The organism is Ahrensia sp. R2A130, from assembly GCF_000179775.1.
Classification (GTDB): Bacteria; Pseudomonadota; Alphaproteobacteria; order Rhizobiales; family Rhizobiaceae; genus Pseudahrensia.
Map to the genome: position 1 here is coordinate 14,976 of NZ_AEEB01000006.1, position 25,455 is coordinate 40,430.

Sequence of the window (25,455 nt, forward strand, 5' to 3'; positions counted from 1 at the left end):
GGAGTTTAGAAAGCGCGCGAGCTCATGCCGCATCGCTCTGAGTCTGCTAGAAGAAGAAGCGCCTAGGGAGATCATGTTTAAGATTACTGCGCGCACTGTTTTGGAGCTCGGTGCCGAACTTATAAGCTCAGACATCATTGCGTTCTACGAGCTTATCAAGAATGGGTTCGATGCCGGTTCAAAATCTGGTGTCGATATTGAGTTTCACGTTTTCATTCCGCGACGTGAAAGCAAGTTTATCGAGAAGGAAGCGCGCCGCCAAGGGGCGGTTTCGGAACTGAGAAAACTTGCATTAACCACACCCATGCCCCTCGCAGATGCCGGGTTGCGAATAGCTTTCGAGGCAGAAGTCAAGGCTGCATCGACGCGTCAAGACGTTGCCGCCGTTGTCAAGGCATATGAGCTTGAACATAATTATATCGTCGTGGCTGATGCAGGTTCCGGCATGTCTAAGGCTCAGCTGAACGACGCCTTTCTCGTCATTGGAACGACCTCACGAAAAGTCGATGTGGAACGCGCGCTGTCGGCCGGGCAGGACGACGTGCCGTATCTGGGTGAGAAAGGCATCGGTCGGCTATCTACTATGCGCTTGGGCAACCGGCTGACAGTTGAGACTGCGACAGAGGCTGACAGCACTCTCAATCTGTTAGACATCAATTGGCGCGACTTTGGCGACCTAGACGCCATGATGGAAGACATCGCGGTGGCTCCGGTCGATGGTCCGGCTAAACCGACACCGGCCTGGCATGGCACTAGAATTATCATTCGCGATCTTTTGGAAGCATGGACCGAAGAACGTGTTGGGGAGCTGTGCCGCTACGACTTCGCCAGATTGACCGATCCTCATGCGAACAAGCGGAAAAGACCGAAGGTAAGGGTCACCTTCAACGGTGAACCAGCATCTATCCCTTTCATGCCAACTCCCCTTCTCGATGCAGCTCATGCGAAAATTAGTGGGAGCTACGAAATCCACGATGGTGAGCCGATCTTGCGATCCATCACCGAAGTCTTCTCCCTAGGGTTCGACCATCCACATGAGAGTGACACGACCGTCCTCACTACGTCAGAGCTCCAAAGCACCATAATAGATAGCGCGGGGAACGTTGATGATGAAACGCTTGTCGCCCTCGGCGACTTTAAGTTCGAAATATTTTGGTACAATCGTCGACGGCTAAGTCGTGTGGACAGCACGGGCGAAGCGAAGTCCCTTCGCGACCTGCAAAATGCATGGTCAGGCATTATGCTATTTCGAGATGGATTCCGGGTGTTTCCATACGGAGAAGACAAAGACGACTGGCTCGATCTTGATCGGAAGGCTCTTCGAAACAGGGGTTACACCCTCAACAAAACCCAGTTCATCGGCCGGGTGAACATCTCGCGAACGAAGAACCCGCACCTCTTGGATCAGACGAACCGTGAAGGTCTTCGTGTCACTCCCGAGCAGACAGCCTTTCTCGAAATCTTGCGATGGTCGGTTCAAGACGGTCTCGGCGGTTTTATGCGCGACGTGGAGAAACGCTACAAAGATCAAAAGGTCGAACTTGGTGAAGCGCAGACGCGGGTCGACTCCATCGAAAAACGCGCGCGTCAGTCCATCAAACAGCTTCGAAAATTCGTGCCGAAGGAGGGGCGGGAAGATCTCGTAGCATTGGAACAGACCCTCCTCGAACTTTCCGATTTTGCTAATCTGGCGAAAAAACGCATCGAAGAGGCCGAAAAAGAAGGACGGCAGCTGATCGACATGGCCGGCATCGGCTTGATGGTCGAAGTCGTGGCTCATGAGCTTGCAAGGTCGTCAGAAAACACACTCCAAACCCTGTCGAGCCTTCAAACCGCAGATGTTCCCGAGCACGTGCGGGCACAACTTCATACTCTGCAATCGCAAATGAAGACGCTCAGCAAGCGTATCCGAATTCTTGACCCGATGTCTGTGAATGGTCGCCAGACCAAAGATAAATTCGATCTCGCAGCTCTCATCCACGATGTTTTGGACGCGCATGTGAGCCAATTCGAACGACACGGTATTTCGCTGGACCTTGACCTCGGTGACAAACCTGTTCGTGTCCGTGCGGTCAAAGGGATGATGATACAGATTCTGGAAAATCTTGTGTCAAACTCAGTCCACTGGATGGATCTTCGACAGCAGCGGGATGCTACCTATAAACCCACCATTCGAATTGTCCTCGAGAGTGGGCCTCTAACAATCACCTATGAAGATAATGGCATCGGGATTGCGCCAGACAACGCCGAGAAGGTCTTCCGCCCGTTCTTCTCTCTGAAGGAAAAAAAGAAAAGACGCGGTCTTGGTCTGTTCATCGCGCGAGAAATCGCAAACTATCACGACGGCACTCTGCTTCTCAGTGATGTAGTGAACCCTGACACGAAGCGGTGTCACCGGTTCGTTCTCGAATTCCCAAGCAAGATCGAGCTATGAACGTCGAGGAAATTAAGGTCCTGTTTTCGTCGTCAGACATCACTTCCGCAGTGATCATCGACGACGCTAACGACGACCTTCCGACCGCACAGGCTGTGTCGAACAAGATCGCTGAATGGGACCTTTTCGAAGAGGCGCGAACGGACGCTGACGACGTCCTTTTAAAAGCCAGCTATAGCGGCGCTGATGGTGACCCAACAACCGTTCGAAACGACGATGCCTACGTCCAAGCAGTGTATGCACTGCGTGATCAGCTCGAGGCTGACGCTAAGGCAATATTCCAGACCTACGAAGATGGCAGGAGTTCGGACCTCCAGCGGGTAGAGATAATCGAAGCGTATTTGATTGAAGCGGGGCTCAAGGTGAGCCGCCTGGGGACCGAATTCAAGAATGATGTTGGTGATGCAGATTTAGTGGTGATCGATCTGTACCTAGGGTCGTTGCAGGATGATGATGCGAAGAACAAGTCGGAAATGGGATTGCGAGCTGTGATGCATAGCCGACAAGTGGCGCCGCCTCTTGTCCTTCTGATCTCTAACAATGGAGCTCTACCTGACCTCCGCAATTCCTATCGCGATAAGGTCAAACTCCTGGAATCCGGCTTTCGAATTTTGCAAAAATCGGAGCTTGATGATGTGACATCTCTCGGGCGACAGTTAGGCCGACTAGCCGAAAACAAGAACCAAACGCAGGCGTTTGCTGCGTTCCTCACTGCGTTGGACGAGGGCGTCGACAAGGCAAAGACGCGCACGATGGAGGCAATGCGTCAGCTGAAGCTGTCGGACATCGCTCAGGTGCGCCAGCTGCTGCTCGATCACGAAGAAGAAAAAACCGGAACTTATTTGGTCGATTTGTTTGACCGGTCCTTACAGCACGAGATTGAATGCGAACCAGAGATCATTGAAACTGCGCGTGCGATCAATGACATCGACATACCGCATTATGCCCCTCACGTGTCAGGATCTCCCGACTTACCTCAGATGGTCGCTCGCGCGTTGACCCGCGGCTTCGAACGGTGGAAGCCCTCAGATGAGGGCGCGGTGAGCCTCAAATTCGGCGATGTGCTGCTGATTAAAGGTGAAAAAGCCTCTAAACATGGGAAGCGTCCAAACAACCGAGCGTTCCAGGTCGAACATGGTTCGGCCGTACTCGTGATTACGGCGGCGTGTGATCTCGTAAACGCTGGCTCACGCGAACCCGTAAATAGCGTTCTGTTCTTGGTAGGTGAGATCGTTTCCATTGGGCTAGATAGCTGGAAATATCCCGACGATGGACGAACGTACGCGTTTCAACTCGACGACGGTCTGCGTTGCATCAAGTGGGACACGAAGAACATCCGCACCGTCAATTGGGCGTTGATTGATAAACAGATCGGTTCTAACCGAGCACGTTTTATAGGCCGACTGCGTGAAGATCACGCCACATCGCTCCAGCAGAAAACCCTGTCATCAATCGGCAGAGTTGGAATGGCAGCCACACTGCCGGCATCAATCCCGGTCGATGTCGAGGCATATGTGGTTGGTGTGGATGGAAAGCCACTACAGATAACGGTCGATGGACTGAATGATGGAGGAACGGTCTTTGTCGGCACTAAAGGCAAGCGATCGCTGACGCTTACTGAAAGGGGATGTGATGAGTTGGCACGGGCTTTGGCGGAAGTTCCTCCGGGAAGTGTAGCGCAGAGCTCTCGGGGCCGATTTCGGACGTCTCGTGAACAAAGCGACGCTCGTCTGCGAGCGGGACTTCCTCTGAGTCCAAAGCTGAAAGTTGATGCACCGCAGAAAGTGCCTGATCCTGAGGCAAAGGGTGATCCTTGCATCCATACTTACTGGGGTGATTTAGATCGGGATGAAGTGCTCAGTGCGCAAGATCAGAAGAAATTGGGGCTCATATTGAATCTCATACCAACTGCTGGCCTTTAGCGGACGCAAAACGCGGGGCCGGTTCTTTTGATGATCTCGCGTTTGGTCGGTCAAACCTGCAGACCATCTCGTCTAAAGATACCTCGTATCGCTACCGTGGCTGGGACGGCTGTAGTCAGTGCCCATAGGCCGAGCAGGGACGCGCCAAGCACGACAAAAGCCATCGCGGGCAGAACCGCACGGAGCATTCTATTCTTGAGCTGCTCCCCAATTTAGGACCGCCCGGCTGGAGTATTTCCGGGGGTTTTGCTCAGAGCGCGGTGGCACCTTCAGAGCAGTTTAGCAGTGATATCGGCGGGTTGTTGCCGATGGCACTGTGGGGTCGAACGGTGTTGTAGTCTCTGCGCCAAGCGTCCAGTTTTTGCCGCGCGTCGTCAAGGCTCATGAACCAGTGCGCGTTCAGGCATTCGCTTCGGAAGCTGCCATTGAACCTCTCGATGAAGGCGTTGTCGGTGGGCTTGCCGGGGCGTGAGAAGTCGAGGATGACGTCATTGCTATAGGCCCACAGGTCCATATCCCGGCTAATGAACTCACTGCCATTATCGACACGAATGGTCTGCGGATAGCCGACTTCCCGGCACACCTCTTCAAGTGTCCGGACCACATCCTCACCCTTGTAGCTGAACCGTGGATCAGTGGCTGGCGAATAGCGCGAGAACGTATCGACGATCGTCAGGATGCGCAGTTTGCGCCCTGTCACCAGTTGGTCGTGAACGAAGTCCATCGCCCAGACTTGATTGGTATGCGTGGCTTCACACCGATCATCCCGCAGCTTCGCCTTCACGCGCCGTTTGGGCGTCTTGTTGCGCAGCTGAAGGTCCATCTCGTTGTAAAGACGCCGGATCCGCTTCTGGTTCACTGTCCAGCCTTCCCATTGCAGCATCACATGCACGCGACGGTAGCCAAACCGAACGCGCGTCTCGCAGATCTCTTTGATCCGGTGTTTGAGAGCGGCCTGATCGCCACGCTTCGATTTGTACGTGTAGAGGGATCGGTCGATCCGCAGAGCGGCACACGCCTTGCGCACCGAAACTTTCCAAACCTCACGAACCTCATCGACAAGCGCACGTTTGCGACCAGGCCTCAGAGCTTTTTTGACAGCACGTCCTGGAGCATGGCCGTGTCCAACGACAGATCGGCGACGATCTTCTTCAGTCGACCATTCTCATCTTCAAGCTGGCGCAGCCGCTTCATCTCCGACGGCATCAAACCGGCGTACTTCTTGCGCCAGTTGTAAAACGTCGCAACGCCAATACCGGCCTTGCGGCAAACCTCGGCAACGGTCGCGTCACCCTCGGCCTGCTTCAAAACAAACGCAATCTGCGCTTCGCTGAACTTCGATGCCTTCATTGAACTCTCCTTCTCCCGACAACGGGATCATAAATGGAAAATTCCAGCCTACGGTGGTCTGAATCAATGGGAGCAGGTCAGGGTCTAAATGCTGATGGAACGGCTGTGGCCGGAAGCGGACGCTTCGGTTCGTTGAAGCTACGGCAGTAAGCAGACGTCCATTGTGGATATGTACGCGCTAGCGCTCAGTTGTGAAGACAGTAGTCACACAGCGGCATTCCTCCAGAGATGGATCCCGTACCAAGTGAGAATTTCCGATGGCAATGTACGCATTCCATCTGTTCCGGGGCTCGCGATTTGTCATGCTGTGGAGCGCGGCGCAGTTTATACCAGCGTCGTCTTTCTTCGTCGGTGAAAGCCATCAAGTGTTCCCTTACAGTCTAACGTAGCGAGCCAATTTTCGTGAGGACATCCTAATAAAACGGTACTGTCGCGTTAGCCACGTCCACGTGCGGCGATCGCGTTGAGAACCGATCGCCGCGGTTTTGTCCGGACCAACATCGTCACTGACTAAAAGAGCCGACCTCTTGTCCAACGTCGAAAGGCCTTTAGCAGACGTTCGGCACTTTTCCGCGGTGTCGAAAAGCGCCCACTGGCAGGGCCCACCTGTGGTGTCACTGCTTGTCAAACACAGTGGAACGAGACAGGGTTTCGAACCAATCGCAAATTTGGTTTGGTTCAGGTTCTGCTGAGAGGTCTGGCAGAAAGCTGGTGTTTTCGCGTACGGCGGAACTTTTCGCCAGTTCAGCGTTATCTTTCAGCTTCGCTGTCGCGTATGATTGCCCGTTAGATCTGTGGCAAACGCCAGGTGGGATTAAGACCGCTGCGAGATATGAAAGTATCGGTGTCGAAACCGGCAAACAGGCCATCCGCTGTTACCAGCACCGTTTTCCAACCCCGGCTCGTGGCACCCGAAATATCCGTGTGGAGAGTGTCGCCGCACATAATGATGCGCTCCAGTGCGATGTCGGTCAGCGAAGCCTCCGCCAATTCATAAACTTCCGGAAAGGGTTTGCCGAAAAACCTGACGTTTTCGACGCCTGCGTCGCACAGCAGATGCCCATAGTGGCCGGGTTCGATCGACAGACTATCGCCCCTCGGGGCCACAAGGTCGGCATTGGCGATCAGCACGGCTCTTGGTTTTTTGGCCAGTGCTGCGGACAATAAGTCCTGCCGACTCTCCGTCCATTCGGCGCTGGACAGAAACAGGAAACAATCCACCGCGTCATAGTCGTTTGCGGCATCCCCCAAGCGCAGCGAGGCCTGTCCAATATCTGCGAGCGCATCATCACCAGCCGCAATGCAACCGATGGTACCGCCGGGCAACGCTGCCAAAGCCGCATCCCTGCTGGTGATGATTTCGTCGGAAAAAACGTCCATTCCAAGCGCTGCGAATTTGGCAATGGCCCCACCACGGTCGTAGCTTGCAGCGTTGGTGAGGATGCGGATTGATACCCCCATCGACCGCAATTCGTTCAACCGCGCGGCAGCACCGTCTATCGGCGTCTCCCCAACATTCAAAACGCCGAACGCGTCGAAGACGAAAGCGTCACCCTGTCGCGCGATTTCTATCAGCGAGGCAATGTCCTGCGTTGCAGGTTCCGGGTTGGCGACCGGCACGCGGTGGCGAACATCTTCATAGCGCTGAAAAACGGCTTCGACGTTGTCGAGCATGATTGTCCGATCCCGGTTCCACGGTCGCGTCAGCCGGAGGCCGAAACGATGATTTCGAAACCTACAAAACGACAAGAATGATCGTTTCGCAAGTGCTGCAATCCTTGAGCGGTTGCAGAAACACCGAAAAACACTGCGAAATTCTAATCACGTGCCCCACAGACCCGCGCGCAGTGGAGAAATTTCAGTCAAACAAAAACAAAAGTGTTGTTTTGTTGCTTTCACTGGTCAACACTCTGACAACAGAGCAGGGCGAACATGTCATCAAAGAAGCACAAACGGCGCAACATGATCCAACAGATCGTACATGAGCGGGGCGGCCTCACCGTCGGTGCGCTGGCGGAAATGCTGGATGTCTCGACGCAGACCATCCGCCGTGACCTTGATAAATTGTGCGACGGTGATGTGCTGCGTCGCCGCCATGGCCGTATCGAACTGGCCGAAGACCGGCTCAATACGCCATTCGACCAACGCGCGGGCACCAATCTGGTCGGTAAGCGGGCGATAGCCGAGCATGTGGCGCGGCAAATTCCTGACGGCTCCAGCCTGTTCCTGTCTATCGGCTCCACCGCGCTCAGCGTGGCGCGGGCGCTCGGACGCCATAAGCAGCTCACCGTCATCACCAACAATCTAAGCGCAGCCATGACGTTGAGCGAAGAGGTATCCAACCGCATCATCCTGCCAGGTGGCGAACTGCGCCTGCCGGACCGCGATATGATCGGCGAAGAGGTTGTGACCTTCCTCGACCGGTTTCGTGCCGAATTTGCTGTCTTCGGCGTGGCCGGAATTGCCGAAGATGGCGGATTACTGGAATTTCACCCCGCCGAAGTGCGGGTTTGTGCGCGCATGCGTGACAACGCTGCCATGTCTATACTGGCGGTCGACCGCACGAAATTCGGGCGGTCCGCGCCAGCCTATGGCGGTAATATCGACACAGTCGATCTCGTGGTCAGCGACCGCATTCCCGATGCACTATATCTGCCCATCGTCGAGACACTCGATGACCGGATCGTCTTTGCCGAAGGGGTGATGGAACGATGAGTGAGCCATTCGTACGTATCGAAGGCGTCGCAAAACGCTGGAACGGGCAGCTGGGTGTGGAGAATGTTTCACTTGATATCGAGCGCGGTTCATTCGTCGCTCTGCTCGGCCCTTCCGGTTGCGGCAAGTCCACGACACTTCGCCTGCTATCCGGCCTAGAGTTGCCGGACGAAGGCAACATCCGTATCGACGGCAATGATGTGACGCTGGCGGCACCGTCGGAGCGAAATCTGTCGATGGTGTTCCAGTCCTACGCCCTGTTTCCCCATCTTACGGTTGCCGAAAACGTGGTCTTCGGCCTGAAAGTACGGCGCGTGGGCAAGGTGGAGCGGGCCGAAAAACTACATCGTGCGCTCGAAATCACCGGCCTGCTCGGCTACGAGCAACGCAAGCCCGGCGAACTATCCGGCGGTCAGCGGCAGCGTGTGGCACTAGCCCGCGCCATTGTTGCGGGGCAACCGCTATGCCTGATGGACGAACCGCTTTCGAACCTAGATGCCAAACTTCGGGCCTCCGTGCGCCGTGATATCAAGAAGCTGCAAACCGACCTCGGCATCACCGTCATCTACGTGACGCACGACCAGACCGAGGCCATGAGCATGGCCGACAAAGTGGTGCTGATGAAGGATGGTCACATCCAGCAGGTCGGTCCACCGCAGGATCTGTATTACGAACCCGCCAACACCTTCGTTGCCGAATTTGTGGGTGCGCCACCCATGGCGTTGATCGAGGCGGCAGCTTTAACGGGCTTCGACAATGCAACCCGTATCGGCATTCGTGCAGAGGATGTTCGGGTCGCAGCAGATGGTCAGGGCCGGTTGAATTGCACGGTCGCTGATTGCGAGTTTCTCGGCTCAGAGACCTTCATCGTGCTCGACTGCCCGCACACCACGGGCCTGACAGTGTCCATGCCGGGGCTGCAACACATACCGCAGGGCGAAGCCATGTCGATCACCTTCGATGATGGCGCGCTGCACTTCTTCGACGCTTCGGGAGAACGCATCGAGACGGACAGCGTGGCGTCGGCCGCCTGAAAGAAACGGACGATAACGAACGACCAATAAAACAAGTGGAGGACTGCAAATGAGCATTTTCAAGAAAACCGGACTGGCCCTGGCGGCAGCCGCGATGATGGCTGCACCCGCATGGGCGCAAACCAAACTGACCATGTATTACCCCATCGCCGTGGGCGGCGCGCTGACAGAAGTGGTGGACGGCATCGTCGCAGACTTCGAAAAAGCCAACCCCGATATTGATGTCGAGGCGATCTATTCCGGCAACTACGACGACACGCGCGTGCGTGCTTTGTCGGCACTCGCTTCTGGCGAGCCAGCGCAGTTGGCCGTTATGTTTTCCATCGATGCCTACGACCTAATCGAGCAGGACCTCATCGTGCCTTTCGACAGCGTGCCCGGTGTGGAAGCGGACTGGTTGAACTCGTTCTACCCTGCCCTGACCGCCAACGGTAAAGTCGAAGGCCAGACATGGGGCATTCCCTTCCAGCGCTCCACCATCGTGGCCTACTACAACAAAGACATGTTCAAGGCCGCCGGTCTTGATCCTGAAAGCCCGCCAAAGTCTTGGGACGAGTTGGTCTCCATGGGCAAAAAGTTGACCAAGGAAGGAACGTCCGGACTGATGATCCCGTCGACCGGATATCCCTATTGGATGTTCCAGGCGCTAGCGATTCAAAACGGCAAGGAGCTGATGTCGAACGATGGCAAGACCACATATTTCGATGATCCCGCCGTGGTCGACACGCTGAAATTCTGGAAATCGCTGTCTGCCGAACACGGTATCATGCCCACCGGTACCGTGGAATGGGGCACACTGCGTCAGGCATTCCTTGAAGGTCAGACGGCAATGATGTGGCACTCGACCGGCAACCTCACCGCTGTGAAAAAGAACGCTTCGTTCAATTTCGGCGTGGCGGAACTGCCCGGTAAGGAACGTCTGGGTTCGCCTACGGGCGGCGGCAACTTCTACATCTTCAAGAAGACGTCGGATGAAGAAAAAGCGGCTGCGCTGAAGCTCATTACCTACATGACTGACCCTGAGCAGGCCGCCAAATGGTCCATCGCAACCGGCTATATGGGTGTTTCGCCCGCGGCCTATGAAACGGAAGCGCTGAAAGCCTACACCAAGGACTTTCCGCCAGCGCTTGTCGCTCGCAACCAGTTGCAGAATGCCGTGGCCGAGTTCTCCACGTTCGAGACCGCCCGCGTGCGTGAAGGTTTGAACAACGCGATTCAGGCCGCGCTGACTGACACCAAGTCACCGGAAGATGCACTGGCAGAAGCGCAAGCCAAGGCCGTGCGCCTGCTACGCGACTACCAGTAGCTCCATCTGACAGGGCGTCGGGCTTTGGCCCGGCGTCCTTTTTTCTTCAAGCGCAGGCGTAAAACACATGGCCAAGCACATCGATGCAGAGAAGCGGCGTCAGGCCATCTACGGATGGTTGTTGCTTTCGCCTGCTGCCGTGCTGCTGACCACCTTCGCCTTCTACCCGACTATGGCCACGCTGTGGTCCAGCCTGTTCAGCCGCGGAACCCGCAGGCGACCGACGGAATGGGTGGGAGGCGAGAACTATGCCGATCTATTTGCCGACCCCACCTTCTGGCTCGTGGTGAAGAACAACCTGCTCTACGCGGGCATCACCATTCCCGTTTCCATTTTCATCGCGCTGTCGATGGCGCTTTGGGCTAATTCCAAACTGCCTGCGAAAGGCTTCCTCCGCACCGCCTATTTTACCCCCACCGTGCTGCCGATGATTGCCGCAGCAAACCTGTGGCTGTTCTTCTACACACCGGGGCTTGGTGTGCTCGACCAGATCGGCGGCCTGTTCGGCCTGCCCACGGTCAACTGGCTGGGACAGCCGGAGACCGCGCTTTGGGCCATCATCATCGTGACGATCTGGAAGGAGGCCGGCTTCTTCATGATTTTTTATCTGGCAGCCTTGCAGACCATTCCCGCTGACCTGAAGGAAGCGGCCGACATCGAAGGCGCTAGCCGCTGGACTTATACGCGGCGCATCGTGCTGCCGCTGCTCATGCCCACAACGCTGTTCATCGCAGTGAACGCACTCATCAATTCGGTTAAGCTGATCGACCACCTCTTCATCCTCACAAAGGGCGGGCCGAACGATGCGTCCAAGCTGATCCTCTACTACATCTATGAGATGGCCTTCGCCTTCTTCGATGCACCCCACGCCGCCGCGATGACCATGATGGTGTTGCTCGTGCTCGGTATAGTGGCCGCCTTCCAGTTCACAGTGCTCGACCGTCGGACGCATTACCAATGAACGATTTTCTCCGCCGCTTCGAAACGCTGGGCGCATTCGCCCTCGCCATCATCTGGATATCGCCGTTGGTGTTCGCAGTCTGGGCTGCGTTCCATACCACGTCAGATGCAGTGAATTTCAATCTCGGCGCGGCATGGACGTTGGACAACTTCCGCACCGCTTGGGCGGGCGCGCCTTGGTTTCGCTATTTCATCAACACGTTCCTGCTCGTTACCATCGTGCTCATCGGGCAATTCTTCGTTACCACGCTGGCCGGTTTCGCCTTCGCTAAAGTGCAATTCCCCGGCAAGGACGTCGTGTTCATTTTGGTGCTCATGCAACTGTTCATCTTGCCGGAAGTGCTGATCGTGGAGAACTACGCGATGGTTTCGCGGTTGGGCCTGTTCGATACGATCCTGGGCGTTGGAATGCCCTATATGGCATCCGCTTTCGGCATCTTCCTTATGCGCCAAGCCTTCAAAGGCGTGCCCATCGAGCTGCACGAGGCAGCGCGCGTGGAGGGTTGCAGCTGGCTGGGCATCCTATGGCGCGTCTATGTTCCACTCGCCCGCCCCACCTATCTGGCCTATGCATTGGTGTCGGTCTCCACCCACTGGAACAACTTCCTGTGGCCCCTCATCGTCACCAACTCGCCCGACACGCGCCCGCTGACCGTCGGTCTGTCGATCTTCGGCGCTCCCGAAAATGGCGTCGATATCTCCATTATTTCGGCAGCGACCATCATGTCCGTCGCACCGCTTTTGCTGGCCTTCCTCATCTTCCAACGGCAGTTTGTTCAGGCCTTCCTGCGCGCCGGAATCAAGTGACCTGATGGCGCGTCTTCTGCACCTGACTGACCTGCACGTTGTCGCGCCCGGCACCCTGGCGTCTGGTATTCTCGACACCCCGCGCCTGGTGAAAGACGCGGTCGACCGTGTGCTGGAACGCGAGAACGAGATTGGCCCGCTCGACGCCGTTTTGGTGACCGGCGACATCAGCGATGACGGTTCGGCAGGAAGCTACCGCTTTGCCCGTGAGCAGTTGGACCGGCTCCGCCTGCCTCTGCTTCCGATACCGGGCAATCACGATGCGCGCGAGGCCATGCGAGATGCTTTTTCCGATCTGCCGGTCATACCCGCCGGTGACCAGATAGATTGGACGTTTGACCTCGGAACGACACGCATCATCGGTCTCGATACACTTGTCGAAGGACAAGGGGCAGGGCGCTTGTTACCGTCGAGCCTCGCCCATCTGCGCCATGCAATTTCGGGGTTCGAAGGCACCACTATCATCGTCGCCCTGCATCACCCACCCCTGAAAACCGGCATCGCCTTCATGGATGCAATCAGCCTTGTAAACACCGAGGAGCTGGCACCCATTCTGGCGTCATTTGAAGGTGATTTACGCGTTTTGGCCGGGCATGTTCACGGGGTCCACATCGGCAATATCGGTAGACATCCAGTGATGACGGCACCGTCCATCTGCAGCGCATTTCCGCTCGATCGTCGTCGTGATGCGCCGGTCGGGTTCAGCACTGGGCAGACGGGATACGCTGTCATCGACACCGCGGCAGATGGGCTGTGGTCGACGATATCTCTTGCGCCCTCTGACGGCCCGCATCCATTTTGAGCCAGTCGCCACTCCTCTTTGTGCTCAACATGGCAGCGGCTGCTGCGCTTCTCATTTGGGCGGTGCGGCTTGTGCGCACCGGGTTCGAACGCGCCTTCGGTGGCCAGTTGCGGCTGTGGCTGCGGCGTTCCACAGGCAACCGCGTATCGGCTGCACTAACCGGCGTGCTGACGGCGGTGTTGATGCAAAGCTCCACCGCCGTTGCCATACTGATGGCGGGCTTCGTGTCGGCGGGCACCATCGTTGCAGGGTCCGGTATCGCCATCATGCTAGGAGCCGACGTTGGCTCGGCCATCGTGGCGCTGGTCCTCAACTCCCGCGTCGAGGCGTTGACGCCGCTGCTGATGTTAGCAGGCGTGTTGATCTTCCTGCGGAGCGCGAAGCGACGGCATCGTCAAATCGGGCGCATTCTTATCGGCCTTGCGCTTGTTTTCGTGTCCCTTGATCTTATCGCATCCGCGAGCCTGCCGCTGGTGGGAAGCGACGCCACAAACGCCGTGCTAACACAGCTGGCGAAACTGCCGCTGACCGCCTTCATTCTGGCCGCGCTCTTCGCTTGGCTGGTGCATTCCAGCGTGGCTGCTGTTCTGCTCTTTGCTACCCTGTTTGCCCAAGGCCTGCTGCCCCTCAACACGGCATTTGCCATGGTGCTGGGTGCAAATCTTGGCGGCTCGCTTATCGCACTTGTGCTAACATGGGCGGCAGATGTGGACGTTCGCCGCATCATCGCCGCCAACTTCGTTCTGCGCGGTGGCGGTGCCCTTGCAGCGCTTTTTGTGGTTACGGGCAACGATGCCATCTCGGCGTGGCTATCACTTGGGCCAATCCAACCGCCGCTTCTGCTTCACCTCGTATTCAATGTTGCCTTGCTGCTGGTTTGCCTGCCCCTCGCGCGCGCCCTCATCCGGGTTGCAGAGATATTGATACCCGATAGCCGTGCGGCCAACGGAGACGATGGTACGCCCTCCATGCTCGATCCATCGCTGCAGGACCAACCCGCCCGCGCCTTCGCCTGCGTGAACCGCGAGTTGGTTCAGATGGGCAACAGCATCGAGGTCATGCTTCGCCAATCCATCGGGCTTTTCGATAAATATGATGAGGACATGGCGCGCAGCGTGCGCACGCGCTTCAAGGATATCGAGCGAACATCGCTTGATCTTAAAATCTATCTGGCTGGCATAACCGGTCGCAAGGATGGCGAGGGCATTGGCCGTGAGGCTTTCGACCTGTCCGGCATTGCGGTCAATCTGGAAGCCGGTGCCGACATCATCGCCACAAAAATGGTGGGGCTGGCCAAGCAAAAATCTGCTGAACATCTGACATTCTCCGAAGAAGGCTGGCGTGAGCTTTCAGATTTTCACGACACGGTTTTACGCAACGTGCAGCACGCTATCGCCGTTTTGATGTCCGACGATACGGGGCTGGCGCGAGAGTTGGTGGAGCAAAAGGATAAGGTGCGCGAGATCGCGACAAGGCTGGAACGAAACCATCTGGAGCGGATCAGGCAGGGCCTGTCGCACTCCATCGAAACCAGCGCGATCCACCTCGATCTCATGCGTTCTCTCAAAGCTTTGAACACTGCCTTCGCCATGATTGCCTATCCGCCATTGAGGCAGTCCGGCGATCTTCTCGAAAGTCGTTTGTCTGCCACAAGTTGAGAATTAAAAGTGCTTTCTCGTCTGGAACTGGCCGACGCTGTGTGGAAACGCGTATGGCGTGAGGTTTTTGCCGGTATCGCACGGGATCGGTTTGAGCGCTTCTGAGCCGCTCTGTATGCTTTGGTAGGTCCGCTTTGGGGCGCATAGCGGACCTAGGTATTCAGTAAAATTGGATGGGATTCTGTCGGCAAGAATTAACGATATTTACCGGATTAGCATTACGAATTCGAAATTCGTGCTATCCATCGATTTCGCAATCGCGAAAGACGGCCTCAGCCGGATGCTTGTAACATCCAACCGAAGCCTGACCCTGAAACCTGTATCAGAGGAATCAAGGCTATGGATAGCTTTACACCCTTTGGATTCTTTGCGGAATCCCCGACGTCCGAATGCCGCGCTCTATGTGTGTCGGTAAAATCTCGCGTGATGAACTTCTCGTTGCCAGTATCGACGTCCCACCTTCCCACAACAATCTCGTAACAGCAGCACCGACACGTCGGTGAGTGCAAACGCTGCCCGCGTCTGCTTGCCTTTTGGCATGCACTTTTCGGGCTAGAGTTTTCGATAGGTGTCTCTGTTGAACCCATGCAGGCCAACGCCTGCGTGAATGAGTGCCCGTATCTGCTGTTTACCGATTTGTCGGTGATGCCCTTCTCTTTTTTGAAAGGTCATCATCATGACAAACCTCAACACGACTGCTCGCCAGCCCTCACTTTCGCTAGTCGCAAAGAACGATGGCTCGTCCATCTCGTTTCCCAGCAAAAAGCTGGAAAAGAAGATCAGGAACCTCGTTGCTCGACTGGGCAGGAAGGCTCTGAAGGGCGCTTCAAAAGTTGACCCGATCCTGGGCCGCAATTCTGGCCATGTCTCAGTCGGAGCTTCTTTCCAACGCCAGCACGGTTTGCACCTTCCCAACGTACTTGCCGCACTGCTTAAGCACTACGGCTTGGTGGTTTTCACCGATCACAAGATTCCGGTATTCCAAACCGCCAGATCTCTGGTGGAAGGAAACACGCCGGATGCCCTGCGTGACGTCCGTATCCAAGCATCCGGCGACGTCGCCTTTCACTATAAGGCCGATCTTGTCGTGTTCTGCCCTACTTCCGGCTGGCTGGGGGTATTTGACGGCAAGCGTGGTCTTGGCAACTCGGATTCGTCATCAAAGTTGGCGCTGGAGCCGAAACTGCGAGCAGTTCATCTCTCGGTGAGCTGCTACATGCGCATGCAAGGCTACAACGTAGTCTCAAACGATACGCGTGTGATCGATTTCTATGGCCAGACTGGCTACCCCACCGATCTCAAGGTCGATGGTTGCGAATTGGATGACTATTTCGGCATTCCTGTTCAGCAGGCGCTTGCTGCGTTCAACAACGCGATGGCCGTCGAGCGTGCCAAGGCTTTCAATCTGATGGCACCAGCGTCGGGAGACCAGACTGGCGACGTGATGGCACAGCCCGTCAGCGATTTCCTGTTTCCGCAGGTTCATCAAAATGCGGTGGCTGACCTGCTTGATGACACAGGCGCCGATACCATGAGCCTGTCGACGATGCGCAAAATGCTCGCTGCCGCATCCTTGCCACTCGCGGCTTAATCATACCAATCAGAAAGAGGAATATCCCATGACTGATTTGGTCAATGAGGAAGTGCGCCCTGTTGTTGGAGCGCGTGAGTGTCATTGTGAATATGGTCGAGACAAGGCATCTCCACGAAGCGTCCGATCCATAGTCGACGATCCCGCAGCCGCGATTGCATTGGCGATGGCGTTTGCGAGAATCTGCCGGCAACGCGGGACAGAAATCCCGGCTCCCGCCGTCGATCTGCTGCGGAGCCACGTCGACGAAGGTAATGCGGCCTGTACGATGGTGTTCGCCCATCTGCATGCGCGCGGTCTTATCGCCGTCGTAAGGCCAACTTCGCTTGGAGGTGGCACTCATGACCGAGCGTAAAAACAGCAAGGCAAACGAAACGCCGGAGCAATCAGGATTGCCTGACCTCGGCCATGTGCTGCCCGAGATCGATAACGCTGAGTATGTAGAACTGGCCAAATTGCTGGACGCCTTGTTGATCGACGAGTTCGTTCACAGCGACCGGCACGAGGATGCGCCATTCAACGGTACCATGATGGCAATCGACAACGACCTTTTGAAAGTTCCGACGTTGATCGCGTCGCTCGCCGATCTGCCGGTGAGCGGAGGACTTGAGGAACGTCAGAAACTCATCCCGCTGGTTCGGGCCATGCTTCCAAACATGGGCTTCGACATACCAAATATCCTGTCCGGAGGTGGGCGCAAGCCTGAGCTCGAATTGATCGATGCGCTCTTCCGTGTGGCCGTCTTGAATGACAGCCAAGCAGGAATGGAGATTGCCGACCGCGTTCTGTACCGGCTGGCTGTGCTGAAGGACAACCCTGAGCTTCTGCCGCGGCTCGTCGCCCGATTTCATGAGATTTACCTTCAAGATGACGCCAAACGCAATTCCTTACGCCACTGCGTGTTGGAACATGCTCATGCGCGCCTGAAGCTGATGCGCCTGAAGGACGGTGCGCCGGCAGGACGTGTTCTGCAGGCGCCATTGAACAACGCAAACCGCGGTGACGTGACGTTGGCAGATGAACTGCTGGCTCTCGCAACCGATGGCAGTCAGACATTTCTCCAAAAGGTACAGTCGTGGATCACATTCAAGAAGCAGACGGTCGCTGTATTCTGGCCTGCTATCTTTGAAGAATGGGAGGATGAGGATACGGCCGCGTCTGCGAGCAAGCCTACTGGCAGAGTGTTGCCGCACAGCAATGAACTGGAAGGCGTGCTCATTGAACTGCGACGCTTCCACAACCATCAGACTGCCGTGAACGGTGGCACCGGCAGCGGTGATACCGCTTCCAAAATTCGATCCGCCCTTCGCCGCTCTGGGGGTTTGGATTTAAACGATCCGGACCTTTTCGAAAAGATGGATGCGCTCAACAACGCTGTAGAAGACGATGCGACGACCGAGACAGGCGTACAGCAAGACGCAGGAACACAGTCGATCGTCGTTTTTCCCAAAATCGCCAAGACGGGCAATCATGATCTAGACCAGCGCCTTAAACTTCTTCGGGAGGAATTCTCAGAGCAGCCACTTCCGCTCGTTCGCACTCCCGACCTCGCACCCGTCAGAACTCACTTGATAACGTTACTGCCCCATTTGAAGACTGTCATCGATCGCATCCTCAATGCGATGGTGCCGCATCAAAGCATCAAGATTCCTCCGATTTTGCTTGTTGGTGCCCCCGGCTCCGGAAAGACGACCTTGGCACAGGAATTAGCACTTGCATTGGCGCTACCATCAGTAAGGTTCGATGCAGCCGGAGTGAGCGATGCGAATTTTATGGGTATCGATATACGCTGGGCCACAGGTGCCCCAGGTTTGCACCTCGACCTGATTACCACCCATGAGATCGCCAATCCGCTGGTCATCATGGACGAAATCGAAAAAATGGGCGGCTCGATCCGCAACGGTGACCCGCGCAAGGTTCTGATGGGTTTGATGGAGCCTCGAAGCGCGGTGGCTTTTTATGACCCGTTTCTCAACAAACCTATCAACCTGTCTGCGCTCAATTGGATATTCACGGCCAACACCGTCAAAGGCATTCCTGATGCTTTGCAAAATCGGCTGGAGATCATTCGTTGCCCATCGCCCACGCGGACGCACCTCGATCAATTGGCTCCACAATTGCTTGAAGCAGAATACCGCAACCGTGGCCTTGGGCCAGAATGGTCTCATTCACTCACAGAAGATGAGTTGGCAACATTGCGTCGACATTGGCCTGGAGGCTCAATCAGAAATCTGAAACGCCTCATTGACGTGGTTGTCGACGCCCGTGAGAAATTCATGCCTCGTGCGTAAAACGCTTGCTGCTTCAATCGGCGTGAAGCTGGTCTCCAGACAATTCGGCGTCACGTTCGGATTTGGCTACGAGGATCGGTCTGGGTCAAAAACGGACCAAATAGACTGAGGTCGGACACGCACCGCCTTTCGGAGCATTCGGAGTGGGTCGAACAAATAAGTCTCATTGAAGGGGTCGTGATCTGCAAATCCTAAGGCTTGTGCGTAATGGCCTCTTCAACATTATCGATAAGCTCGATTTCGTTGTCCGGAATTTCCAATGGATGGCGCCGCACAAGCTCGACCTCCGCCCGCCGTGCTTTCGGGACGACTGCCCTCGCCGAGCCCTTGTTGCTTCGAGCATAGTGCATGGTTGCGGTTAGATCGCTGGAGTGCCCCATCAGGGCTGCAACGATTGCCCGGCAATCTGCGTGGTCCTCGTAGGCGAGTTTCATATCTGCTGCGAATTGATGGCGGCCCGAATACAGACCGTATCGTCTGCCTTTGTTCTTGGGCCATAGCTTTTCGCACGCTCTGCGGATCAGCTTCTGGATTGCCTTGCACTCAGCAGCCCACTCGGCTTTCGTTGCAAATTGAGAAGCGTAGGCTTTCACGAAGGCGAGCTTTCTCCTGCCCTCGTATCCGAGCCAGCGATAGGTCAGGTGCCGGAACTGACCGTTTGCACGATCGCCCGCGGTGTCGAACTTGGCGTTCTCGATTTGGACGATCCAGAAGGTGGTGCGCGGATCGCGCCACCACCTCAAATTATGGACTTCGATCGGCCTGTGGCCGAACCCCTTTATGATATCAAGCATCGCCACTGCAATGTCGGCACGCTCGCTACGGCTTTGGAAGAGCTGTTTGGAAACGGCCGCAAAATCATCTTTAGGAAAATAGCTGCGGGTCGCCTTTGTTCTGCTGTTTGCCTTGTTTCTTTCATTCGCCGCTGTCGACTTCTTTGCATCGATATTGCCGTCCTGGTCGCAGGCTGCATCCAGCAAGAGATAACCGACGAGCACCTTCACGATATCATCGCGAGTTGACTGTAGGCTGAGAAGATCGACTATTTTGACCGCCGCAGAAGAGCGGTACTGGCGCCGGGTCGAGGCCGCGCAATTACGTGTTTTAAGTTGGATCCAGTAGGCGTAGTTGCGAGCGTCCTCCGCAGAGATGACGTCGAGGTGCGCGCTACGGAGTTGGCCCGCCGCGCGCTCACGATATTTACGTCCAGTGTCCTTCTTCAGGCTATCACGCCAATTGAGCAATCGTTCTATGGCAATCGGTGGATCGTCATCGAAGACGATTGGTCGGCTTCCATTGTTGACAGGTCCGGATGCCTCCACACCAAACTCGCGCAGTACCCAACCGGTCTTCAATTGCGCTTTCGCAAGGGACTGAATTTCGTCGACACCTACGTTACAGACCATCTGCTGTAACGCTTCGAGAGGCACTTGCTGTAACGGGGGTAAAGAGCCTGCCGAGCGGTCTGTCAGAGCTGAACGTGTAACCATTCTTCATCTCCCCATTCTGGTTATGGTGGAAGCAGAGTTGCAGCGCGACCACGGCGGAACGTGCTTGAGTATGGGTCATGAGCGCGTGCGAAAGCGCCGGTTGCACATCACCAAGCGAGCGACTTTCTTCTCAGCGAAGGTAGTGCTGACGTTTCGCGAGAAAGCTCGGATTGACCACGAAATCGAGCGGCGTTGGCCCAGATGCGTTAGATGCACGGGCGCGCTGCCTGACGATGTTTGCCTGCTCCAGAACGGTCAAAGCGTTGCGCATCGGTTTGGCGTCACGCACTAGGCCGGACAACTCGTGGCGCTTCTTGCGAGCATTAAACGTCTCGATGTTCTCAATGAGCAAATGGTAGGCGAGAAACGTCGCTGCCTTGATTTCAGGCAGCACCGAACTCTCCGACAGCACGCGTTTCGCGACGGGGAGATAGTACGTCTCCATAAGATCGAGCGCACATGTCATCAGCTCGCTCGAAATCGGCGCGATTCCAGAGCTGCTGTCCGTGACATGATCAAGCACCGCCAGGCTCATCGCGAGACGAAGCGCATTAGAATGCGCACGCTCATATGCAGAGGAGAGGGGGGCAGGCATGCGCATGGCCTGCCGCCGCCAAGCTTCGGTGCGGTCGGCCAAGTTAGCCAACGCCTCATCAGTCAGGTTAATCGATCCCGCAAGCTCGGACGAACGAACTGAGCTTATTACCTGCGACAGAACCTTGAATGGTTGGCCGTCGGAGCCTGCATTGAAGGTATGATCTGGCTTTGGAAGACAAAAAAGAAACCGTCCCGCCACGCCGTCGTCGCGGTCAAGCTTCAAGTCGCCGACTGCATCCGGCTGAATACCGGCAAGGATAGAGATAGCAACATCGTCGATCCGGACGTCGCCGTGAGCTCGCGTCGAGACGCGGGCAGAACCTCCTGAGTATCCGTTTAGATACATTTGACGCAGCCCACCACTTCCCATGGCAGTAAAAATCTGACCGGCCTCGCCATTGATAATGCCGATGCCGCACTTGGATGTGCTCGCTATATCGAAGGTGCGTGCGAAGGAGCCAGCTCCGACAAGTATTGTTGGAGCTGGTTCGTTGTCTTCGATGACCTGACGCAAAACCGCCGACATTTCGGGTGGAGGACCACCCGCATCGACCGCGGCCCTCACGTCACGCTTGTGTTGTGCCAGCAGAGCATCCCGATAGATCTCGTTCTGCCGATAAGCGGTGGCAATCGTTCCCGAACGCGGGGGTGTTTCATCGCGCTCGATTTCGCCGATTATGGCGACAAGCTGACTTAGTAGAGCTGACTTCAAGTTACCGGGTCGGCCGATCAAAAGCGACCAGATCGAGGCCGACTCGATCCAGCTCGGACCAATCCGCGCTTTAAGACGATTTCCAATTAGGATTGCGACACAGGTCACAAGAGCCGTGAAGATGTAGTCTGCACAAATCCCTGTTGATTCTGCCACAAGCCGGATCAGCTTGGCCCATTTCGCGGGCAGCGCGTGAAGTGGAAACTCGACCGCAGCAAGATTGGGATCAATGATCGTAAAGTCGACTTCGCCCCAATCGATATCGTTGTCATCCGCACGTGATGCGGGGTCGGTGAGGTTCTGATAATTGGTGTCGGTTTTCATTCTTAGCTCCGGTTGTCGCCCGGTGAGAGCGGTTGCCGGCTTGTCATGCGAAACGCTTGTCACGAATAATTCGAGCCAAGTCGGTATAATGACTTCAAGCGGTTCGAATTCTCTCCCATTAACTACAATTCGGGTCTCCCCCAACCTGATCTTGAACTGGATTTCCGATAGCGCACCTAAGGAGGACTATGCCCTTTTGTGGGGCGCACCAGAAAAGAATTGCGAAGTTTCCTTGCCATCCAAAGTCACCACATCCTCCATGACGCCTTTGCCTTTGGAACTGTTCATTAAACCCGACGGGCATAATCAGGTGCCAAATTTTGACCAGAACGTCCTCAACGCCAGTCTATTCGACGATAAAACATGGTTCTTTCAAAGTCGCTTGGCAGCAATCTTGAACGATGAACAAGCTTACAGAGCGTGGGAGATCATTCGCACTGCTCAAGCGATCGGGTCGGTCTATCTCAGCGACGAAGTCATCGTAACTGTTGATGGTTTTCCAGATGACGCTTTCCGCCTCTTATCGCAGCACGAAACTGGTCCTTGGCACCTCGGACTACCCGTTTGGTTCGAGCCCTACGCCGAGCGGGACCGCAAAGTACGTAACATAGCCGGAAAAGCGGATGGCTCCGATCGCCGGTTGGAAGGAATGCGTGCGGAAGTTCAACATGGCATCAGAGTTCAAGTAAGCCGCATCGTCCACATGACTCGCGAACGCGAGAGGCACATTCTCAGAGCCTTTGGCGCTGGAGACGAGACACTAGAAATTCTGATCGACAAAGCGCTCGCCCCGATAGCTGGCGCCTTCAACGCCAATACGGCTGAGGCAGAGAAACGCGACACACCAGTGTACGATGCTGTCTACGCAAACTCGAAGGAAGCGCTTAGGTTCTTGTACGGAGATATATCTGCGTGGGTGGTTCGAAAAGAGATGGAGCAAGAAGCCAGAAGCTTATCAGTGAGAGAGATCACGCGAGCGTTCGAAATTGAGTTCAGACAACTGACGACGCTTGTCCACCTATGGGAAGCCGTTGACGCACAGCGACGAGTGATGGCGCAACGGGTCGCCAACAATGAAAAATACATCGCCCGAAAGAGCGATCTTGATGCGAGACCTAATATTCGGCAGCCGACAGTTCTCGGATTGCTGAACGATACCGCCCGCATCCAGCGAACTCGACCTTCTGTAAACGATATGGCCCGAGCAGCATTTAGTCTTGGTATCACGGAAGCGTGGTGGGCGTATCCATCGCTTCAGTTCCTACAGCCTCTTCTTCGGGCAGCTGCCTTCGCTGGACAGGTCACCCGCCACGCAGGGAGCGATTTGCTGGATGACTATCGCGTTGCCGGTGGCCTGCTTGCCCTGGGATGGAATACTCGATTTCCTGAGGTCGTTAGCGGAATCGATCCTGAGCTTATCGCGGTTCAAAATGACATCCGAAAATGGATTTCAAGTGATGGCTTCAAAGTGATTGACCTAGCCAACAACGCTTTGCAATGCCTCGTCGAGAACTGCGAAATGCGGATCGATAATCGCGAGTTCAAACGCCGCTATCTGCTGCAAGAGCCATAAACCGACTTGGCTCGAATTATTCGAGTGAGCGCCCTGACATCTGACACTCCACTTCCACGTGGATTGTCAAAATGTCAGAAATCTCAAACGGCTACGGCAGAAAACCAGACGCCAGCACCGAGCTTGAATATGTAGCGAAACAAGCTTCCTGTACGGCTCTCAGGTCGTGGATTCCAGAACCTGATCGCTTCGAAATCGACTACCTGTTTGTCCACCTGCGCGAGCACTTGAGCAATACGAATTCAAACCACGAAGAGGACTGAATGCCATGACCGAAACAACGAAAATTGCGTATCTCTACGCTCGCGTTTCTACTGGCAAACAGGCGGCGGCAGACTTATCACTGCCCGACCAACTCTCCCAGATGCAAACGTGGTGCGATGCCGAAGGCATCGACACAGTCCAAACTTTCTCCGATGCCAAATCCGGACGGACGGGCAATCGCGTCGACTTCGAGGAGATGATCGATCTCGCCCTCTATTCCGAGCCTCGTCCCTATGTGATTGTCGTCCACTCTTACTCGCGGTTCTTTCGCGATGCCATCGAGCTTGAACTTCTCTATCGCAAGCTCGCCAAACGCGGAATCAAGCTCCACTCCCTGACGCAGCCTTCCGACGACGATAATCCGAACGCTAAACTCATGCGGCGTCTCATTGCGATGTTTGACGAGTATCAGAGCGAAGAAACGGCCAAACACGTGCGTCGCACGATGCGTCAGAACGCGAAGAACGGCTACTGGAATGGTTCGGCGCCGCCTTATGGCTACCGCGCGGCAGAAGCGGAAACCAAGGGTGTCCGTATCAAGAAGGTGCTGGAAATCGATCCAGTCGAAGCCGAAATCGTCCGGCTCATCTATGCGCTGTATACCGAGGGTTTGCCCGATCAGGATCTCAGCCCCATGGGCGTGAAGGCGGTCTGCAATTTCCTCAATGAGAACGGCTACCGTGTCCGGTCCGGCGGACCGTTTGGCGTGTCCTACGTCCATAAGATCTTGTCGCAGGCCACCTATATCGGGCGTCACATCTACAATCGAAGAAACAGCCGTACCGGAGAAGACCGTCCAAAGCAGGACCACGTCGTCATGAAGTGCCCGGCGATCGTGTCCGACATCATTTTCGAGCGAGCCCGTCGCCGCGCCAAGGCCGCCAATCCGAAGACAGGGCGCCCCGCCGCTGTTGCAGGTCCCGTTTTGCTGTCCGAGCTTGCGAAATGCGGTCAATGCGGGTGTTCCATGACCGCAACGACGGGCACTTCAAGCACTGGTAAGGTGTACGAGTACTATAAGTGCAACGGTAAGGTGCGGATCGGGAACGCGAAGTGCACCGGCGTGACCGTGCCGCGAGCCAAGTTGAACGATGCAGTCATGCAGGCAATCGCAGATCAGGTCCTCGAACCGGATCGTGTCCGCACTCTCTTGGCTGGTCTTCTTACCAAGCAGAAAGAGCAGGCGTCACAAGTCGCAGGGCGGACGCTTCGCCTTGCTAACGAGATGGAGCAGGCTGACGCGTCGCTCAAACGCCTCTACGGCGCTATCGCGAAGGGAATGATCTCAGACGACGACGAAACCTTGAAAGAAGAGATCGCAGCTCTTGTGGCGACGCGCGACGCAGCGAAGTCGGCACTTGATCGCATGGGCGATCATAAAGCAGTCGCGTCAACGATCCGAGAGGATCAGATCGTTCGGTTCTCAGAGCAGCTTGCCGAGAAACTTCGTGATGGGAAGGTCGAATTCCAGAAGGGGTACCTCCGCACACTGCTGAGTGAAATCATCGTTCACAAGATGAGCGCGACGCTGATCGGCCGCACTGACAGGCTCGTCGAAGCGGTTTCGATCAGCACAAATGACAACGCTGAAAACGTTCGCAGGCATGTACTGAAATGGTGCACCC

General features: G+C 55.7%; 17 protein-coding genes. 13 read left to right on the forward strand and 4 right to left on the reverse strand.

Features of this window, described 5'->3' with window-relative positions:
* Window positions 1-73 precede the first annotated feature (73 nt).
* Both R2A130_RS07725 and R2A130_RS07730 read left to right on the forward strand, forming a co-directional pair.
* Window positions 74-2,434 carry a sensor histidine kinase gene (locus R2A130_RS07725; protein WP_009464477.1) on the forward strand — a complete coding sequence of 787 codons (2,361 nt, stop codon included), beginning with the start codon at window positions 74-76 and terminating at the stop codon, window positions 2,432-2,434.
* A complete protein-coding gene (locus R2A130_RS07730; protein WP_040305456.1) occupies window positions 2,431-4,356 on the forward strand; it encodes a hypothetical protein in 1,926 nt (641 codons plus the stop codon). The genes R2A130_RS07725 and R2A130_RS07730 overlap by 4 nt, the downstream gene beginning before the upstream one ends.
* 250 nt (window positions 4,357-4,606) lie before the next feature.
* Here R2A130_RS07730 and R2A130_RS07735 read toward each other — a convergent pair.
* Together R2A130_RS07735 and R2A130_RS07745 are read right to left on the reverse strand one after the other, a co-directional pair.
* Window positions 4,607-5,706 (reverse strand): IS3 family transposase gene (locus tag R2A130_RS07735; RefSeq protein WP_156798444.1). Its coding sequence is split into 2 segments (ribosomal slippage): window positions 4,607-5,454 and window positions 5,454-5,706, totalling 1,101 coding nucleotides; the frame shifts between segments, so codons are not numbered across the junction.
* A gap of 786 nt (window positions 5,707-6,492) precedes the next feature.
* Window positions 6,493-7,380, reverse strand: a complete 888-nt coding sequence (locus tag R2A130_RS07745; RefSeq protein WP_009464482.1) for an HAD-IIA family hydrolase — start codon at window positions 7,378-7,380, stop codon at window positions 6,493-6,495.
* Window positions 7,381-7,638: 258 nt separating this feature from the next.
* On the opposite strand from R2A130_RS07745, the gene R2A130_RS07750 reads away from it, so the two are divergent.
* From R2A130_RS07750 to R2A130_RS17540, 9 genes are all read left to right on the forward strand, one after another.
* A complete protein-coding gene (locus R2A130_RS07750) occupies window positions 7,639-8,421 on the forward strand; it encodes a DeoR/GlpR family DNA-binding transcription regulator (RefSeq protein WP_009464484.1) in 783 nt (260 codons plus the stop codon).
* Window positions 8,418-9,455, forward strand: a complete 1,038-nt coding sequence (locus R2A130_RS07755; RefSeq protein ID WP_009464485.1) for an ABC transporter ATP-binding protein — start codon at window positions 8,418-8,420, stop codon at window positions 9,453-9,455. The genes R2A130_RS07750 and R2A130_RS07755 overlap by 4 nt, the downstream gene beginning before the upstream one ends.
* Window positions 9,456-9,504: 49 nt before the next feature.
* Window positions 9,505-10,761, forward strand: coding sequence for an ABC transporter substrate-binding protein (locus tag R2A130_RS07760; protein WP_009464486.1), 1,257 nt, complete (start codon window positions 9,505-9,507; stop codon window positions 10,759-10,761).
* A 67-nt stretch (window positions 10,762-10,828) separates the two neighbouring features.
* Window positions 10,829-11,722, forward strand: coding sequence for a carbohydrate ABC transporter permease (locus R2A130_RS07765; RefSeq protein WP_009464487.1), 894 nt, complete (start codon window positions 10,829-10,831; stop codon window positions 11,720-11,722).
* Window positions 11,719-12,528: a carbohydrate ABC transporter permease gene (locus R2A130_RS07770; protein ID WP_009464488.1), complete on the forward strand. Its 810-nt coding sequence runs from the start codon at window positions 11,719-11,721 to the stop codon at window positions 12,526-12,528. The genes R2A130_RS07765 and R2A130_RS07770 overlap by 4 nt, the downstream gene beginning before the upstream one ends.
* Window positions 12,529-12,532: 4 nt before the next feature.
* Window positions 12,533-13,330, forward strand: a complete 798-nt coding sequence (locus tag R2A130_RS07775; protein ID WP_009464489.1) for a metallophosphoesterase — start codon at window positions 12,533-12,535, stop codon at window positions 13,328-13,330.
* On the forward strand, window positions 13,327-14,988 hold the full coding sequence (locus R2A130_RS07780; RefSeq protein WP_009464490.1) for a Na/Pi cotransporter family protein: 1,662 nt from the start codon (window positions 13,327-13,329) through the stop codon (window positions 14,986-14,988). Before R2A130_RS07775 ends, R2A130_RS07780 begins: the two co-directional genes overlap by 4 nt.
* 676 nt (window positions 14,989-15,664) lie before the next feature.
* Complete coding sequence (locus R2A130_RS07785; RefSeq protein ID WP_009464492.1) at window positions 15,665-16,579, forward strand: hypothetical protein; 915 nt, start codon at window positions 15,665-15,667, stop codon at window positions 16,577-16,579.
* Between the two features lie 341 nt (window positions 16,580-16,920).
* Window positions 16,921-18,870, forward strand: coding sequence for an AAA family ATPase (locus tag R2A130_RS17540; RefSeq protein ID WP_009464494.1), 1,950 nt, complete (start codon window positions 16,921-16,923; stop codon window positions 18,868-18,870).
* 191 nt (window positions 18,871-19,061) lie between these two features.
* Here R2A130_RS17540 and R2A130_RS07795 read toward each other — a convergent pair whose 3' ends face one another.
* Both R2A130_RS07795 and R2A130_RS07800 read right to left on the reverse strand, forming a co-directional pair.
* Window positions 19,062-20,360: a site-specific integrase gene (locus R2A130_RS07795; protein WP_040305458.1), complete on the reverse strand. Its 1,299-nt coding sequence runs from the start codon at window positions 20,358-20,360 to the stop codon at window positions 19,062-19,064.
* 130 nt (window positions 20,361-20,490) lie between these two features.
* Window positions 20,491-21,993 (reverse strand): DUF3987 domain-containing protein, encoded by a 1,503-nt coding sequence (locus R2A130_RS07800; protein WP_009464497.1) that lies wholly within the window; start codon window positions 21,991-21,993, stop codon window positions 20,491-20,493.
* A gap of 151 nt (window positions 21,994-22,144) precedes the next feature.
* On the opposite strand from R2A130_RS07800, the gene R2A130_RS07805 reads away from it, so the two are divergent.
* Both R2A130_RS07805 and R2A130_RS07810 read left to right on the forward strand, forming a co-directional pair.
* A complete protein-coding gene (locus R2A130_RS07805) occupies window positions 22,145-23,566 on the forward strand; it encodes a hypothetical protein (protein ID WP_156798445.1) in 1,422 nt (473 codons plus the stop codon).
* A gap of 268 nt (window positions 23,567-23,834) precedes the next feature.
* A partial coding sequence (locus R2A130_RS07810) for a recombinase family protein (RefSeq protein WP_009464500.1) occupies window positions 23,835-25,455 on the forward strand: 1,621 nt, incomplete at its 3' end.

What these genes read in the sequence shown, in the direction of transcription:
- R2A130_RS07725 (WP_009464477.1), top strand. Translation starts at nt 74, where the DNA reads ATGTTTAAGATTACTGCGCGCACTGTTTTGGAGCTCGGTGCCGAACTT.
- R2A130_RS07730 (WP_040305456.1), top strand. Translation starts at nt 2,431, where the DNA reads ATGAACGTCGAGGAAATTAAGGTCCTGTTTTCGTCGTCAGACATCACT.
- R2A130_RS07745 (WP_009464482.1), bottom strand. Translation starts at nt 7,380, where the DNA reads ATGCTCGACAACGTCGAAGCCGTTTTTCAGCGCTATGAAGATGTTCGC.
- R2A130_RS07750 (WP_009464484.1), top strand. Translation starts at nt 7,639, where the DNA reads ATGTCATCAAAGAAGCACAAACGGCGCAACATGATCCAACAGATCGTA.
- R2A130_RS07755 (WP_009464485.1), top strand. Translation starts at nt 8,418, where the DNA reads ATGAGTGAGCCATTCGTACGTATCGAAGGCGTCGCAAAACGCTGGAAC.
- R2A130_RS07760 (WP_009464486.1), top strand. Translation starts at nt 9,505, where the DNA reads ATGAGCATTTTCAAGAAAACCGGACTGGCCCTGGCGGCAGCCGCGATG.
- R2A130_RS07765 (WP_009464487.1), top strand. Translation starts at nt 10,829, where the DNA reads ATGGCCAAGCACATCGATGCAGAGAAGCGGCGTCAGGCCATCTACGGA.
- R2A130_RS07770 (WP_009464488.1), top strand. Translation starts at nt 11,719, where the DNA reads ATGAACGATTTTCTCCGCCGCTTCGAAACGCTGGGCGCATTCGCCCTC.
- R2A130_RS07775 (WP_009464489.1), top strand. Translation starts at nt 12,533, where the DNA reads ATGGCGCGTCTTCTGCACCTGACTGACCTGCACGTTGTCGCGCCCGGC.
- R2A130_RS07785 (WP_009464492.1), top strand. Translation starts at nt 15,665, where the DNA reads ATGACAAACCTCAACACGACTGCTCGCCAGCCCTCACTTTCGCTAGTC.
- R2A130_RS17540 (WP_009464494.1), top strand. Translation starts at nt 16,921, where the DNA reads ATGACCGAGCGTAAAAACAGCAAGGCAAACGAAACGCCGGAGCAATCA.
- R2A130_RS07795 (WP_040305458.1), bottom strand. Translation starts at nt 20,360, where the DNA reads ATGGTTACACGTTCAGCTCTGACAGACCGCTCGGCAGGCTCTTTACCC.
- R2A130_RS07800 (WP_009464497.1), bottom strand. Translation starts at nt 21,993, where the DNA reads ATGAAAACCGACACCAATTATCAGAACCTCACCGACCCCGCATCACGT.